Raw genomic sequence first — 13,732 nt, forward strand, 5'->3', positions numbered from 1 at the left:
TCCTGGCCGCAGGCATCATCACCAGCACCGACATCGACATCGACCTGATCGGCACCATCGGCCGTCACGTCCTGGCCCATCTCCTGCCCGCCCGGCGAGTCCGCACCAAAGACCGCATCGTCAAACGAGCGATCTCCAAATACAACGCCCGCGGACCCGCCATCGACCGGACCACCTACAAAGCCACCATCAGCATCAACATGCTTCCGGCCAGCTCTTGACGCCGCTACCCCAGCCCTAACTGAACGGCGTTGGCTCTAGAAGGCCTCCTCGGGCAGTTCCATGAGCTCCTGCCCGGTCGAGGCCAGCACACGCCGCTCGGCGGCCAGTCGCGGCAGCACGGTCTTGGCGAAGAAGGAGGCGGCGCCGACCTTGCCGAGATAGAACGGGTCGTCGCCGTCGGCCAGCCTGGCCAGGGCCACCTCGGCCTGGCGCAGCAGCAGCCAGCCGATCACCAGGTCGCCCAGCGCGAGCAGCAGCCTGGTGGTGTTGAGCCCGACCTTGTAGGTCTCCTGCGGCGACTCCATGGAGGCGAGCGCCCAGCCGGCCATGGTGTCGCCCATGGCCTTGACGTCGGCGGCGGCCTCGACCAGCAGCTTGCGCTCCTCCTTGAGCCGGCCGTTGCCCGCCTCGGAGCCGGCGAACTCGTTGATCTCGGCCAGCAGGGCGCCGATCGCGGCGCCCTGGTTGCGCAGGATCTTCCTGAAGAACAGGTCGAGACCCTGGATCGCGGTCGTGCCCTCGTACAGGGAGTCGATCTTCGCGTCGCGGATGTACTGCTCGATCGGGTAGTCCTGCAGGTAGCCGGAGCCGCCCAGGGTCTGCAGCGAGCGGGAGAGCAGCTCGTACGACCGCTCCGAGCCGACCCCCTTGACGACGGGCAGCAGCAGGTCGTTCATGGCCTGGGCGTGCCGGTCGTCCGGGTCGATGAGCAGGGTGTCCTGGAAGGTGGCGGTGTAGAGCACGAGGGCCCGCATGCCCTCCGCGTACGCCTTCTGCAGCATGAGCTCGCGGCGGACGTCGGGGTGGTGGGTGATGGTCACCCGCGGAGCGGTCTTGTCGGACATCTTCGTCATGTCCGCGCCCTGCGTCCTGGCCTTGGCGTACTCCAGGGCGTTCAGGTAGCCGGTGGACAGCGTGGCGATGGCCTTGGTGCCGACCATCATGCGGGCGTGCTCGATCACCATGAACATCTGCTTGATGCCCTCGTGCACGTCGCCCACCAGCCAGCCGACGGCGGGGTGCCTGTCGCCGAAGGTCAGCTCGCACGTCGTGGAGACCTTCAGCCCCATCTTCTTCTCGACGTTGGTGACGTAGACGCCGTTGCGCTCGCCGAGCTCGCCGGTCTCGAGGTCGACGTGGAATTTCGGCACCAGGAACATCGACAGCCCCTTGGTCCCGGGGCCGTGGCCCTCGGGGCGGGCCAGCACGAGGTGGAAGATGTTCTCGGTCATGTCCTGCTCGGCGCTGGTGATGAAGCGCTTGACGCCCTCGATGTGCCAGGTGCCGTCGGGCTGCTCGATCGCCTTTGCCCGCCCGGCGCCCACGTCGGAGCCGGCGTCGGGCTCGGTGAGCACCATGGTGGCGCCCCAGTTGCGCTCGATGGCGAGTTCGGCGAAGCGCTTCTGCTCGTCGTTGCCGGCGCGCCACAAGGTGTAGGCGAAGTTGGGGCCGGCGGCGTACATGTAGAGGGCCGGGTTGGCGCCCAGCACCATCTCGGCCGTGGCCCACGCGAGGCTCCGCGGGATGCCTGGCCCGCCCAGCTCGACGGGCAGGTCGAGATGCGCCCAACCGCCGTCGACCAGCGCCTTGTACGACCTTCTGAAGCCGTCGGGCATGCGCACGGAGCCGGTGGCGGCGTCGAACTCGGGCGGATGCCTGTCGCCCTCCTCGAAGGAGTCCGCGAGGACGCCGGTGGCCAGCCTGTTGACCTCGTCGAGGATGCTGCGGGCGACCTCCTCGTCCACTTCCGCAAAGGGCCCCGTGCCGAGGATCTCGCGCCTGCCGAACACCTCGAAAAGGCTGAACTCCAGGTCGCGCACGTTGCTCTTGTAGTGGCCCATGGGTGTCGATCTCCTTGAACCGAGTTTGGTGTACCGACCAGTAACCTTACTCTGAAATGCTACCCGCGGGTAACCCCGGCTATGCATGGCATGCTCTCTGCATGGACGCCGAAGAACTCGCCGCCCGATGGCGGGAGCGACTGGAATCCTGGGCCATCCCCGAAGCGATCCTGGCCAAGGCTCCCGTTGATCCATGGGGCCACTCGCCCGAGCGGTTCGTCACCCGCACCGACCGTGCGCTGGCCGAGCCCGACGACGGCCCGACCATGACCCGGCTCGCCGAGGCCCTGTCCGGCATGGGGTCCGGCATGGGATCAGGCAAGGGGTCCGGGAAGGGCACGCTGCTCGACGTGGGCGCCGGCTCCGGCGCGGCGTCGCTGCCGCTGCACGAGCGCATCGGTCACCTCTACGCGGTCGACACCTCGGCGGCCATGCTGGAGGCGCTGGAGACCCGGGCGGACAAGCTCGGGGTGCCGGTCACCACGATCACGGGCCGCTGGCCCGACGTGGCCGACGACGTGCCCGTGGCCGACGTGGCCATCGCCGCGCACGTCGTCTACAACGTCCCCGACCTGGCCGGCTTCCTGCGCGCGCTCGACCGCCGCACGCAGGGGCGTGTGGTGCTGGAGCTGCCGCATCGCCACCCCATGAGCTGGTTGACGCCGCTGTGGCAGCACTTCCACGGCGTCGACCGGCCGGTACGGCCCGTTGCGGAAGACTGCGTGGCGCTGGCCGCGGCGCTCGGCTACCCCGTCAGGGTGGAGGAGCGAGAGGCGCCCCTGGAACGTTTCACGTCGCTGGAGGAGCTGGCCGCCAGCGCCTGCCGCCGCATCTGCCTCGACCCGTCCATGGCGGAAGAGGTGGCGGCCACGGTGCTGGAGCTCGGCATGTGGCCCATGCCCAGAGACCGGTGGACCACGATCTGGTGGGAATGAGCGGCCTGGCCCGCTCGTTGTCGCCATTGAGCTGACGGCTCCCGGACGAGACGCGCCGTACCCGGCACGACAAGACGACGCAACCGCACAGTCTCGTTCACAAGGAGTTCTTGATCATGGCGTGGGTCCTTCTCGTGCTGGCCGGCCTCTTCGAGATCGCCATGGCCCTCTCGCTCAAGCTCAGCAACGGCTTCACCCACCTGTGGTGGACCCTGTCGTTCCTCGGCACGGCCGTGCTGAGCTTCGGCCTGCTCTCCTACGCGCTCAAGTCGCTGGAGGTCGGCACCGCGTACGCCGTCTGGACCGGCGTCGGCGCGGCCGGCACCGCGATCCTCGGCATGATCGCCATGGGGGACGAAGTGTCGCTGCCCCGCATCGCGTGCATCGCGCTGATCCTGGCGGGCGTCATCGGCCTGCGAACACTGGCTTGACGTCTTCGGTGGTGTCGGATTGAGTGGCCTGATGATCGAAATTCATGCCGTCTCCGTCGACGCCGACAACCCGTACGAGATCGCCAGCTGGTGGAGCAGGGCCACCGGCCTGCCGCTGGGCGAGGATGACGAACCCGGTGACGACGAGATCATGCTCCGCACCGAGCGAGACCCGTTCCTGCTCTTCCTGAAGGTCCCCGAGGGCAAGACCGTCAAGAACCGGGTGCACTTCGATGTCAACGGCATGGACGGCAGGACCCGCGACGAGGAGGTCGAGCGGCTGGCCGGCATGGGCGCCACCATCGCCGACGACCGGCGCCTGCCCGACGGCACCGGCTGGGTGGTCATGCGCGACCCCGAGGGCAACGAGTTCTGTGTCTGCCGCAGCCAGCAGGAGCGCGAGGCCCAGGGCTGAGCCGGGGTCACCGGGCCGAACGTGCCCTTCCCTGCAGAGTGAGCGTCACGATGGCGGTGATCAGGTAGACCAGCGCGCCGTGCCACATGGCGTGGACGGCCGAGCCGAACACGCCTTCCCCGTCGATCAGGAGCTGCACCGGATAGTCGAGCACGGCCGTGATGCCGGCGGGCAGCAGCGCGAACTTCCACGGGTGTCGCAGCGACCAGAGGCGGGCCTGCCGGGTCACCCGGTCGCCGTCCTCCGGCTTCGCCACCGCGCCGATCGCGGCGACCATCGCGAACAGGCTGATGCCCAGGCCGAGCGCCCACACCAGGTCGCCGCCGCCCGTGAGCAGACCGAAGCCGTAGCTGGTCGCCGAGATGACGCCGCCGCTGATGGCGGCGGCCTTCCAAGGGGCGCCGCGCAGCGCGGCGCCCGACAGCGATACCTCGTCGCGTCGACTGATTTCGTTCATGGCCTCATGCTGCCTTCCGGGTCACCCTCGGGGCATCGGGGGTGAACCCTGGCTTCGCCCCCATTTGATCGTCAGGGGGAGTCGGGGTTCGTGCTCCGCGGCAGGCGTCCACAAGCGTGGTAACCCGCTGCCGTCCGAGCGCCAGTTGGTCGATGAGTTTGGGATGGCCAGCGCGACCGTGCGCAGGGCGCTCGCCAAGCCGATCGAGGAGGGCACCATCTGCACGGTGTTCGGCATCGGGAACTTCGTGGGGCCACCGCCCGAGGACGTCTGACCTGTCCCTGGCATCATGCGGGACATGCGGGAAATCGTGATGGAACACCTCGGCCCTGATGAAGGGGAGCGGCTGCGGGCGGTGCGGCTGCGCGCGCTGCGGGACTCGCCGGACGCCTTCGGGTCCTCGTACGACCGTGAGGTTGCGTTCTCGGCTGAAAAATGGGCTGAAAGGCTGAAAAATCCGGGCTCCCGGTGGTGGGTGGCCGAACGTGGCGGCGCGGACGTGGGCCTGGTGTGCGTGCTGCTGGAGGACACCGGCGCCCACCTGCTGTCCATGTGGGTCGCCCCCGAGGCCAGGGGCGAGGGCGTGGGCTCCCGGCTGGTGGACACGGCCGTGGAGTGGGCGAGGAGCACCGGCGCGGAGGAGGTCGGCCTGTGGGCGGTCGACCAGAACCACGCCGCCCGCGCGCTCTACGCCCGCAAGGGCTTCACCCCGAGCGGCAGGGTCATGGCGCTGCCGTCCAACCCCGGCCTCATGGAGTCCCACTACGTGTTGTCGCTGCTCCTCCGCCGGGCCCGCGAGGACGACGTGCCCGCCATCGTGGCCATGCTGGCCGACGACCCGCTCGGGGCCCAGCGTGAGGGAGACCCCGGTGACGAGCGCTACCTGGCGGCGTTCGAGCGGATCGACGCCGACCCGTACAACGAACTGATCGTCGCCGAGCGGGACGGCAAGGTGGTGGGCACCATGCAGCTCACCTACCTGGCCGGGTTGTCGCGGCTGGGCGCGGAGCGGTGCCAGATCGAGGCCGTCAGGGTCGCCGCCCCCGAACGAGGCAGGGGCCTCGGCCGCAAGATGATCCAGTGGGCCGTCGACCGGGCGCGGGCGCGCGGCTGCGCCATGGTGCAGCTCACCTCCGACAGGTCACGTACGGACGCGCACCGCTTCTACGACTCCCTCGGCTTCACGGCCTCGCACGTCGGCTACAAGCTCAGACTGGACTGATCTCGACCAGGTTGTCGTGGAAGGCGGGACCCCTGCCCATGTCACCGTCCCGCTCCGCCACGACCACGTTGGGGTTGGCGCCGCCGGGCGTGAGCTTCGGCCAGCGCCCCTTCGGCGAGGCCACCACCCCGGCCGCCACGCGGTCGCTGATCTCGACGTCGGCCAGGAACTCGCCGCCGTCGTTGTGCACGCGCACCCGCTGGCCGCCGGCCAGCCCCCGCTCCGCGGCGTCGGCCGGGTTGACCAGCACCACCGGGTCCTTGGCCCGCCGCCGCAACTCCGGGTTGTTGCCGAACGTCGTGTTGAGGAACAGGTGCGACGCCGGCGTGATCAGCGTCAGCCGGTACGGTGACGACCCCGCCGCGCGCACCGCGTGGGGCGGCACGTACGCCTCCTTCGCGGGCGGGAACCGCAGCCGGCCGGAGGGCGTCGGGAAGCCGTCGGCGAACGGCGCGAAAGGCCGGGGGTAGTTCATCCGCACCCAGCCCTCCTTGCGGAGCCGGTCCAGGCTGATGCCCTCAAGGGATGGATGCCCGCTCGACAGCAACTGCTCGGCCAGCTCCACATCCGAGTCGTACAACGACGGCTCGGTCATCCCCATGTGCCGGGCCAGCCGCCTGAACGTCTCCGTCGTCGACAGGCATTCGCCGGGAGGCGGCCCGGCGGGCTCGTTCCACAGCAGGTAGAGGTGTCCGTAGCCGGCGTGCAGGTCCATGTGCTCGGTCTGCATGGTCGCGGGCAGCACGATGTCGGCGTAGTCGACGGTGTCGGTCGAGAACTGCTCCATGACCACGGTGAACAGGTCCTCGCGGGCGAGCTGCCGCTTGATGGCGTTGGCGTCAGGGGAACTGCCCGCCGGGTTGGCGGCGTACACCCACAGGCACTTCACGTCGTCGAGCTGCGAGGCCAGCTTGGTCATGACCCGCGTGCGCACCGGGCGGGCCAGCAGGTCGTCGCGCCGGTCGACGGCGAGGTGCACGTGGTCGCTGGTGGAGAAGGCGATACCGCCACCGGGATGCCGCCAGTCGCCGGTGACGCCGGGGATCGCGGCGATCGTGCGCAGCGCGGTGCCGCCGCCGGCGTGCCGCTGCAGGCCGTGCGTGGCGCGCAGCGCGGTCGGCCGGGTGCGGGCGAGCCGGATCCCCAGCCTGTGGACGGCCTCGGCCGAGATGCCGGTGATCCCGGCCACCCGCTCGACCGGGTGGCGCAGGATCTCCTCGCGGAAGTCGTCCCAGCCCTCGGTGTGCTCGGCGAGGAACTCCTCGTCCTGCGCGTTCTCCGCCAGCACCACGTTGAGCAGCCCGAGCGCCAGCGCCGCGTCCGTGCCCGGCCTGATCGCCAGGTGCTCGTCGGCCTGGTCGGCGGTCCGGGTGCGGATGGGGTCGATGGCGACGACGTACGCGCCGCCGGCCCGCGCCTCCTGGATGAACTTCCACAGGTGGTGCCCGCTGGTGAGCGTGTTCGTGCCCCACAACACGATGAGCCTGGCCAGCGCGAAGTTCTCCGGATCCATGCCGGCCGCGGTGCCCGTCGTCCGCCGCAGGCCGCTGTTGCCGGCGCCCGAGCAGATGTTGAGATAGTGCTTGGAGGCGCCCAGCATGTTCCAGAACCGTCGGCCCGCCACGCCCTCGCACCCCTGGAGGTAGCCGAGCGAGCCGGTGCCCAGATAGGGCCAGATCGCCTCGCCGCCGTGCTCCTCGACGATGCCGCGCAGCCGTACGGAGATCTCGTCGAGAGCCTCCTCCCACGTGATGCGCTCGAACCGGCCCGACCCCTTCGGCCCGGTGCGGCGCAGCGGGTGGAGTACGCGGTCGTCCGCGCGTGTGTGCTCCAGGTAACGGTTGACCTTCACGCAGAGCGCACCCCTGGTGTAGGGGTGGTCGGGGTTGCCGCGGAGACTGACAGGCCGGCCGTGCTCCACCGTGACCACCCAGGAACAGGTATCCGGGCAGTCCAGCGGACACGCCCCCAGAACTCTCAGATCACCCGGCATGGGTCACAGCCTACGTCGCGCGAAATCGGAGGTGAACGGTGGGATCTCCAGCGTGTAGCCTGCCCGGTGCGAGGACTACGGGGCTGATTTGAGGACACTGGAAACCTAAAGATCGTACGGTCCGGGCGGGAAGGTGCAGAATCACTGTCGGTGGCCGAAATCAGGGAACGAGATGACACGGAGGACCTCGCGGAGGGGGATCCAGCCGTGGCCGAGTCGCGCGCGGACACAGACGTCTACGTCGTAGAGCCGCTCCTTCCGCAGCGCCTTCGCCGCCCGTCGGACCTGCTGCGGTTCTTCGCCACGCTCGCGGTGCTCGGCGCGGTGGTCCTGCTCGCCCTCGTGGCCAAGCAGACGCTCATCGGCCTCGAAGCCGACGTCAAGGAGGGCGCGGAGCTCGTCCCCCTGCTCAGCCGGATCGCCGCGTTCCTCGGCGGCGCGGCCGTGCTGATCGTCCCGACGGCCTTCGCCGTCGAACGGGTCTTCCACCGCGACGGGCTGCGCGTCGCCGAAGGGCTGATCGCCGCGATCATCGGCATCGCCGGATCGTTCCTGCTCGGGCAGTGGCTGGTCGCGGGCAACGTCGACGACCTGCGTGTGCTGCTCACCGGCGACAGGAAGATCGAGCCGCTCAACACGCTGCTCACCGCGGTGATCGCGTACGCCACCGCCGTGCGCATCTCGCGCCGCCCCACGTGGCGCATGCTGATGTGGACCACGATCGCCCTCTACATCCTCGCCTTCTTCTCCGGCAGGCAGATCACGCTGCCGAGCGCCATCGTGACCGTGCTGGTCGGCATGGCCATCGGCTACGCCACCCTCTACGGCGTCGGCAGCCCCAACACCAGGCCGCCCGGCAGCGCCGTGCTGGCCGCGCTGCGCAAGCTGTCGTTCACGCCGGTCTCGGCCCGCCGCATCGAGGACGACCACCAGGGCAGCCGCCGCTACGCCATCGGGCTCAACGACGGCACCAGCCTCGACGTCACCGTGCTCGACCGCGACCGGCAGGTGGCCGGGCTGCCCTACCGCCTGTGGCGGCGCATCAGGCTCCACTCCGAGACCCGGCGCAGGGCCATCAGGTCGCTGCGGGCAGAGCTCGAACGCGAGGCGCTCATGGCGTACGCCGCGCAGGCCGCAGGTGCGAGCACTCCCCGCCTGCTCGGCACGAGCGAGATCGGCACCGAGGCCGCGCTGCTCGCCTACGAGCACATCGAGACGCGCCCCCTCGACGAGGTGCCCGACGAGGAGATCGGCGACGACCTGCTCGCCCAGATCTGGGAGCAGGTCGGCCTGCTGCAGATCCAGCGCCTCGCGCACCGGCGGCTCACCGGCGACAGCATCCACCTCGACGGCGCCGGCCGGGTCGTGCTCACCGACGCGCGCAGCGGCGAGATCGCCGCGGGAGACCTGCTGCTCAGGCTCGACGTCGCCCAGCTCCTCACCTACCTCGCGCTGCGCGTCGGGCCCGAACGCTCGGTCAGGGCCGCCGCCGCCGTCATGGGAGCCGACGCGCTGGCCGCCGCCCTGCCGCTGCTCCAGCGCATCGCGCTGACCAGGGAGACCCGCGCGGCCCTGGCCAAGGCCAAGCAGGTGCTGCCCGAGCTCCGCGAGCACATCGTGGCGCTCAAGCCGCAGAGCAAGGTCGAAGAGGTGCGCCTGGAGCGGTTCAGGCCGCGCACCCTGATCACGATCATCGCCAGCGCGCTGGCCGCGTACTTCCTGCTGTCCCAGCTCAGCCAGGTCAACGTCTACCAGGTGGTCACCACCGCCAACTGGGCGTGGTCGGGGCTGGCGCTGCTCGCCTCGTTCGGGAGCTTCGTGGCCGCCGCGCTCATGCTGCGCGGGTTCGTGCCGGAGAACCTCCCGCTCTGGCGTACGGTGCTCGTGCAGTTCGCGGCCTCGTTCGTCAAGCTCGTCGCGCCCGCGGCGGTGGGCGGCGTCGCGATCAACACCCGCTACCTGCAAAAGCGCGGCATCTCGCCCGCCAGCGCGGTCGCCAGCGTGGGGGCCTCCCAGCTCATCATGCTGATCTTCCACATCGCGCTGCTGCTGTTGTTCGCCTACATCACCGGCTCCACCACCAACACCGCGTTCACGCCGTCACGCGGGCTGGTCGTGGTGCTGCTCGCGGTGGCGCTGCTGGTCGTGGTGGTGCTCGGCGTGCCGCCGCTGCGCAGGCTGGTCACCACGCGGATGAGCAGGCTCTTCTCCAACGTCCTGCCGCGCCTGCTCGACGTGCTGCAGTCGCCGCGCAAGATGATCGAGGCGGGCCTCGGCACCCTCATGATCACCATCACGTTCATCGTCTGCCTCGACGCGTGCGTGGCGGCGTTCGGCGGAGAGCTCAGCTTCACCGCCGTCGCCGTCGTCTACCTCACGGCCAACGCGATCGGCTCGGCCGCGCCCACCCCCGGCGGGCTGGGCGCGGTCGAGGGCGCGCTCGCGCTGGGCCTCACCGTGGCGGGGCTGCCCGCCGAACTCGCCACGTCGGCCGTGCTGCTGCACCGGCTGCTCACGTTCTGGCTGCCGGTGCTGCCCGGCTGGGCCTCCTTCACCTACCTCCAGCGGCACGAGGCCCTGTGATCTTGTCGATCGCGTCGAGCTCGTCCTCGGTGAAGGCGGGGCCGTCCACGCAGGCCACGTTGTCCTCAAGCTGACGTACGCTGCTGGCGCCGATCAGCACGCTCGTGACCCGCGGGTCCCTGCGCGCCCACGACAACGCCATCTGGGCCAGCGTCTGCCCGCGTCCCCTGGCGATCTCGTTCAGGTCGCGCGCCAGCTCGCGGTCGATCCGTTCCTGCGGGAGGAAACGGCTGGTGGCCGCGCGCGAGTCGGCCGGCACCCCGTCGAGGTAGCGGTCGGTCAGCACGCCCTGCGCCAGCGGCGAGAACACGATGCAGCCCATGCCCGCCTCCTCCAGCGTGTCGAGCAGCCCGTCCTCGATCCACCGGTTGATCATCGAGTAGGACGGCTGGTGGATGAGCAGCGGCGTGCCCAGCTCGCGCATGATCCGCGCCGCCTGCGTGGTCTGCTCCGCCGGGTAGTTGGAGATGCCCGCGTAGAGCGCCTTGCCCGAGCGCACGGCCCGGTCCAGCGCCCCCATGGTCTCCTCCAGCGGCGTCTCCGGGTCGGGACGGTGGCTGTAGAAGAGGTCGACGTAGTCGAGGCCCACACGCTCAAGCGACTGGTCGAGGCTGGCCAGCAGATACTTGCGCGAGCCCCACTCGCCGTACGGGCCGGGCCACATGTCGAACCCGGCCTTGGTGGAGATGATCAGCTCGTCGCGGTGGCGCGCGAAGTCCTCGCGGAAGATCCGCCCGAAGTTCCGCTCCGCCGACCCGTACGGGACGCCGTAGTTGTTGGCCAGGTCGAAATGTGTCACCCCGAGGTCGAACGCCCGCCGCAGGATCGCCCGCGACGTCTCGACCGGCCGGTTGTCGCCGAAGTTGTGCCACAACCCCAGCGACACCGCCGGCAGCTTCAGTCCGCTGCGTCCGCTGCGGACGTACGGCTGGCGCTCGTAACGCCGGTCGTCGGCCTGATAGGTCATGACGTGCCCCTCTCGATGATCCACGCCAGCGCGAACGCCTCTTCACGCCAGGCGTCGTAGCGTCCGCTACGGCCGCCGTGCCCGGCGCCCATCTCGGTCTTGAGCAGGAACGGCCCGCCGCCCGCCGTCGCTCGCAAGCGCGCGATCCACTTCGCCGGCTCGTGGTAGAGGACGCGCGTGTCGTTCAGGCTCGTGATCGCCAGGATCGGCGGGTACGGCCGGCCGTCCACGTTCTCGTACGGCGTGTAGCTCTTCATGTAGGCGTAGACGTCGGGATCGTGCAGCGGATTGCCCCACTCGTCCCACTCGATCACGGTCAGCGGCAACGACGGATCGAGGATGGTGTTCAGGGCATCGACGAACGGCACCTCGGCCACCACGCCCGCGAACAACTCGGGCGCCAGGTTCGTGGCCGCGCCCATGAGCAGCCCACCGGCCGAACCACCCCTCGCGATGACCCGCTCGCTCCAGCCGCTCTCCTTCATGTGGCGGCACACCGCCACGAAATCGGTGAACGTGTTGCGCTTCCTGGTCAGCTTGCCCTCTTCGTACCAGCGGCGGCCCAGCTCGCCGCCACCCCTGACGTGGGCTACGGCGAAGACGAACCCGCGGTCGAGCAGCGACAACCTCGCGATCGAGAAGCCGGGGTCTATGGAGGTCTCGTAGCTGCCGTACCCGTACAGCACGGTCGGCGCGGGCGTGGCCGTGTCCTTGCGCTTCACGATGGACACGGGGATCTTCGTGCCGTCCTCGGCCGTGGCCCACTCGCGGAACTGCTCGTAGTCGGCCGGGTCGTAGCCGCCCAGCACCGGCCGCCGCTTGAGCAGGATCAGCTCGTGCGAGTCGAGCTCGTAGTCGTACACGCTGGGCGGGGTGACCATGCTCGTGTACGCCAGCCGCAGCCGCGTGGTCGTGAACTCGGGGTTGCCCGCCGGCCCGACGTCGTACAACGGCTCGGGAAAGTCGATCTCGTACGCGTTCCGCTCGGAGGCCTCCACCCGCTCCCGCCAGGTGCCGCCGGCGGAACCGTAGGGCAGCACCCGCAGGCCGGTCAGCCCCTCACGCCGGAAGTGCACCACGGCGTGGTCGGAGAACGCGTCGATCTCCAGGAGCCTCGTGTCCTCCCTGTGGGGGGTCAGCGGGGTCCAGGAGCCGGGGTCGTCCAGCGGGGCGGTGGCAAGCTCGAAGTTCTCGGCGTTCTCGTTGTGGAGCACGTAGAAGAAGTCGCCCGCGTGCTCGACGCCGTACTCGACGCCGGTCTTCCTGGGGCGGACGACCGTGAACTCGCCGGCCGGATCCATCGCGTCGAGGACGCGCACCTCGCTGGTGACCTTGCTGCCCGCGCTGAGCACCAGGTAACGCTCACTCCTGGTCAGCCCGATGCCCACCCAGTAGCGCTCGTCGCCCTCCTCGTAGACCAGCACGTCCTCCTGGGTCCCCAGGGCGTGCCGGTAGACCTGGAACGGGCGCCAGGCGTCGTCCACGCGCGTGTAGAAGAACGCCGAGCCGTCCGCCGACCAGGCTCCCCCGTAGAAGATGTCGGTGATCTCGTCGGGGAGCACCTCGCCCGTCTCGAGGTTCTTGAACCTCAGCGTGAAGCGCTCGTCGCCCTTGTAGTCGGTGGAGAAGGCCAGCATCGTGCCATCGGGGCTGACGGCGCTGGCGCCGACCGAGAAGAACGGGCTGTCGCCGGCCAGCTCGTTGCCGTCGAGGATGACCTGCTCCCGGTCGAGCCGCTCGCCCGGCGTGATCACCGGGGGCGCGTGGCTGTCCGCGGGGACGCGGCAGGAGACGCCGTACTGCTTGCCCTCTTCCGTACGGGTGAAGTACCACCAGGCGCCCTTGCGGCTCGGCACCGACAGGTCGGTTTCCTGGGTGCGCGCCTTGATCTCCTGGAACACCTGCTCCTGGAGGTCGGAGAGGTGAGCGGTCTCCTTCTTGAGAAAGTCGTTCTCCGCCTCCAGATAGGCGGTGGTATCAGGATCTTCCTTGTTGCTCAGCCAGGCGTACTCGTCGACGACGGTGTCGCCATGATGGGTGCGCTCGGTCCGGACCTTCTTCGCCACTGGTGGCGTGTTGCTGCTCACGTGGGGAGTCTATGTTCGGTTGTAATCGATCTGTGGCCGTGGAGCCCGACGAACGAGTCCCGAGAGGTCGGGAGCGCTGCTAATCTTGAGGAGCCGACGCGGTGCGGCACAACCACTTCCTCTCACTCCGGTGATGTTTGGCGTGTTGTGCCGTGGGTCGCCGGCACTCCCCTGTGACCACCAGGTCTGGAGATCGGTTCGCCGCAGTCTCTACGGGCTGGTAAGTTGGAGGGGTTGTCTCCGAAAGGGGGCGGCGCTTAATTCCCGCAGGTCGAGCAGGTCCGGTCAATTTGACAGAGACTTGAACGGCTGAAAGAGTTAAGGCACAACGAAATGAACGCCTCCGGGCTGGGTTCAGTGGAATCTCGGTGGGGATGTATGCGTGCGTTTCTTGAGAACTCAACAGTGTGTTAAAAGCCAGTGCATGATGCACAACCCCGTCCATCAGCCCTTTTTGTGGCTGGTGTTGACGGATTCCTTTTTGTTGGTTGGGTTCAGACCTTTTTTGGAGAGTTTGATCCTGGCTCAGGACGAACGCTGGCGGCGTGCTTAACACATGCAAGTCGAGCGGAAAGGCCC

Annotated in this window: 12 protein-coding genes, 1 rRNA gene, 1 pseudogene and 1 riboswitch; of the genes and pseudogenes, 9 read left to right on the forward strand and 5 right to left on the reverse strand. The window is 69.2% G+C overall.

Going from position 1 to position 13,732, the window contains the following annotated elements; translation table 11 throughout:
* On the forward strand, positions 1-221 hold a 221-nt coding region (locus tag E1267_RS37895; protein ID WP_220449871.1), incomplete at its 5' end, for a hypothetical protein.
* Between the two features lie 36 nt (positions 222-257).
* Here the strand turns inward: E1267_RS37895 and E1267_RS37900 are convergent.
* A complete protein-coding gene (locus tag E1267_RS37900; RefSeq protein ID WP_132340159.1) occupies positions 258-2,063 on the reverse strand; it encodes an acyl-CoA dehydrogenase in 1,806 nt (601 codons plus the stop codon).
* A gap of 101 nt (positions 2,064-2,164) precedes the next feature.
* Here E1267_RS37900 and E1267_RS37905 point away from each other — a divergent pair, with 101 nt between their 5' ends.
* From E1267_RS37905 to E1267_RS37915, 3 genes are all read left to right on the forward strand, one after another.
* Positions 2,165-2,998, forward strand: a complete 834-nt coding sequence (locus E1267_RS37905; protein ID WP_132340161.1) for a class I SAM-dependent methyltransferase — start codon at positions 2,165-2,167, stop codon at positions 2,996-2,998.
* A 17-nt stretch (positions 2,999-3,015) separates the two neighbouring features.
* Positions 3,016-3,082, forward strand: a riboswitch (guanidine-III (ykkC-III) riboswitch).
* 32 nt (positions 3,083-3,114) lie between these two features.
* Positions 3,115-3,429: a DMT family transporter gene (locus E1267_RS37910; protein WP_132340163.1), complete on the forward strand. Its 315-nt coding sequence runs from the start codon at positions 3,115-3,117 to the stop codon at positions 3,427-3,429.
* A gap of 31 nt (positions 3,430-3,460) precedes the next feature.
* Positions 3,461-3,844, forward strand: coding sequence for a VOC family protein (locus E1267_RS37915; RefSeq protein ID WP_132340165.1), 384 nt, complete (start codon positions 3,461-3,463; stop codon positions 3,842-3,844).
* 7 nt (positions 3,845-3,851) lie between these two features.
* On the opposite strand, the gene E1267_RS37920 is transcribed toward E1267_RS37915, so the two are convergent.
* Positions 3,852-4,301: a hypothetical protein gene (locus tag E1267_RS37920; protein ID WP_165960020.1), complete on the reverse strand. Its 450-nt coding sequence runs from the start codon at positions 4,299-4,301 to the stop codon at positions 3,852-3,854.
* Between E1267_RS37920 and E1267_RS47480 the strand changes: the two genes are divergently transcribed.
* The 3 genes and pseudogenes from E1267_RS47480 (at position 4,300) to E1267_RS46920 (ending at position 5,523) form a co-directional block, all read left to right on the forward strand.
* On the forward strand, positions 4,300-4,575 hold the full coding sequence (locus E1267_RS47480; protein ID WP_281283741.1) for a GntR family transcriptional regulator: 276 nt from the start codon (positions 4,300-4,302) through the stop codon (positions 4,573-4,575). The genes E1267_RS37920 and E1267_RS47480 overlap by 2 nt on opposite strands.
* A 39-nt stretch (positions 4,576-4,614) precedes the next feature.
* Positions 4,615-5,010, forward strand: a pseudogene (locus E1267_RS46915) (GNAT family N-acetyltransferase); the annotation flags it as partial.
* 42 nt (positions 5,011-5,052) lie between these two features.
* Positions 5,053-5,523 (forward strand): GNAT family N-acetyltransferase, encoded by a 471-nt coding sequence (locus E1267_RS46920; protein ID WP_246064512.1) that lies wholly within the window; start codon positions 5,053-5,055, stop codon positions 5,521-5,523.
* Here the strand turns inward: E1267_RS46920 and E1267_RS37935 are convergent.
* Entirely contained in the window at positions 5,510-7,516 is a 2,007-nt protein-coding gene (locus E1267_RS37935; RefSeq protein WP_132340171.1) for a molybdopterin-containing oxidoreductase family protein, read from the reverse strand. The two genes, E1267_RS46920 and E1267_RS37935, sit on opposite strands and share 14 nt — an antisense overlap.
* 150 nt (positions 7,517-7,666) lie before the next feature.
* Here E1267_RS37935 and E1267_RS37940 point away from each other — a divergent pair, with 150 nt between their 5' ends.
* Complete coding sequence (locus E1267_RS37940) at positions 7,667-10,099, forward strand: lysylphosphatidylglycerol synthase transmembrane domain-containing protein (RefSeq protein ID WP_246064511.1); 2,433 nt, start codon at positions 7,667-7,669, stop codon at positions 10,097-10,099.
* Here the strand turns inward: E1267_RS37940 and mgrA are convergent.
* Positions 10,068-11,066: an L-glyceraldehyde 3-phosphate reductase gene (gene mgrA, locus E1267_RS37945; protein WP_132340173.1), complete on the reverse strand. Its 999-nt coding sequence runs from the start codon at positions 11,064-11,066 to the stop codon at positions 10,068-10,070. The genes E1267_RS37940 and mgrA overlap by 32 nt on opposite strands.
* Positions 11,063-13,153, reverse strand: a complete 2,091-nt coding sequence (locus tag E1267_RS37950) for a S9 family peptidase (RefSeq protein WP_132340175.1) — start codon at positions 13,151-13,153, stop codon at positions 11,063-11,065. Before E1267_RS37950 ends, mgrA begins: the two co-directional genes overlap by 4 nt.
* Before the next feature lie 502 nt (positions 13,154-13,655).
* Here E1267_RS37950 and E1267_RS37955 point away from each other — a divergent pair.
* Positions 13,656-13,732 (forward strand): 16S ribosomal RNA (locus tag E1267_RS37955); the annotation flags it as partial.

It is taken from the genome of Nonomuraea longispora (genome assembly GCF_004348345.1).
GTDB classification, from domain to species: Bacteria; Actinomycetota; Actinomycetes; order Streptosporangiales; family Streptosporangiaceae; genus Nonomuraea; species Nonomuraea longispora.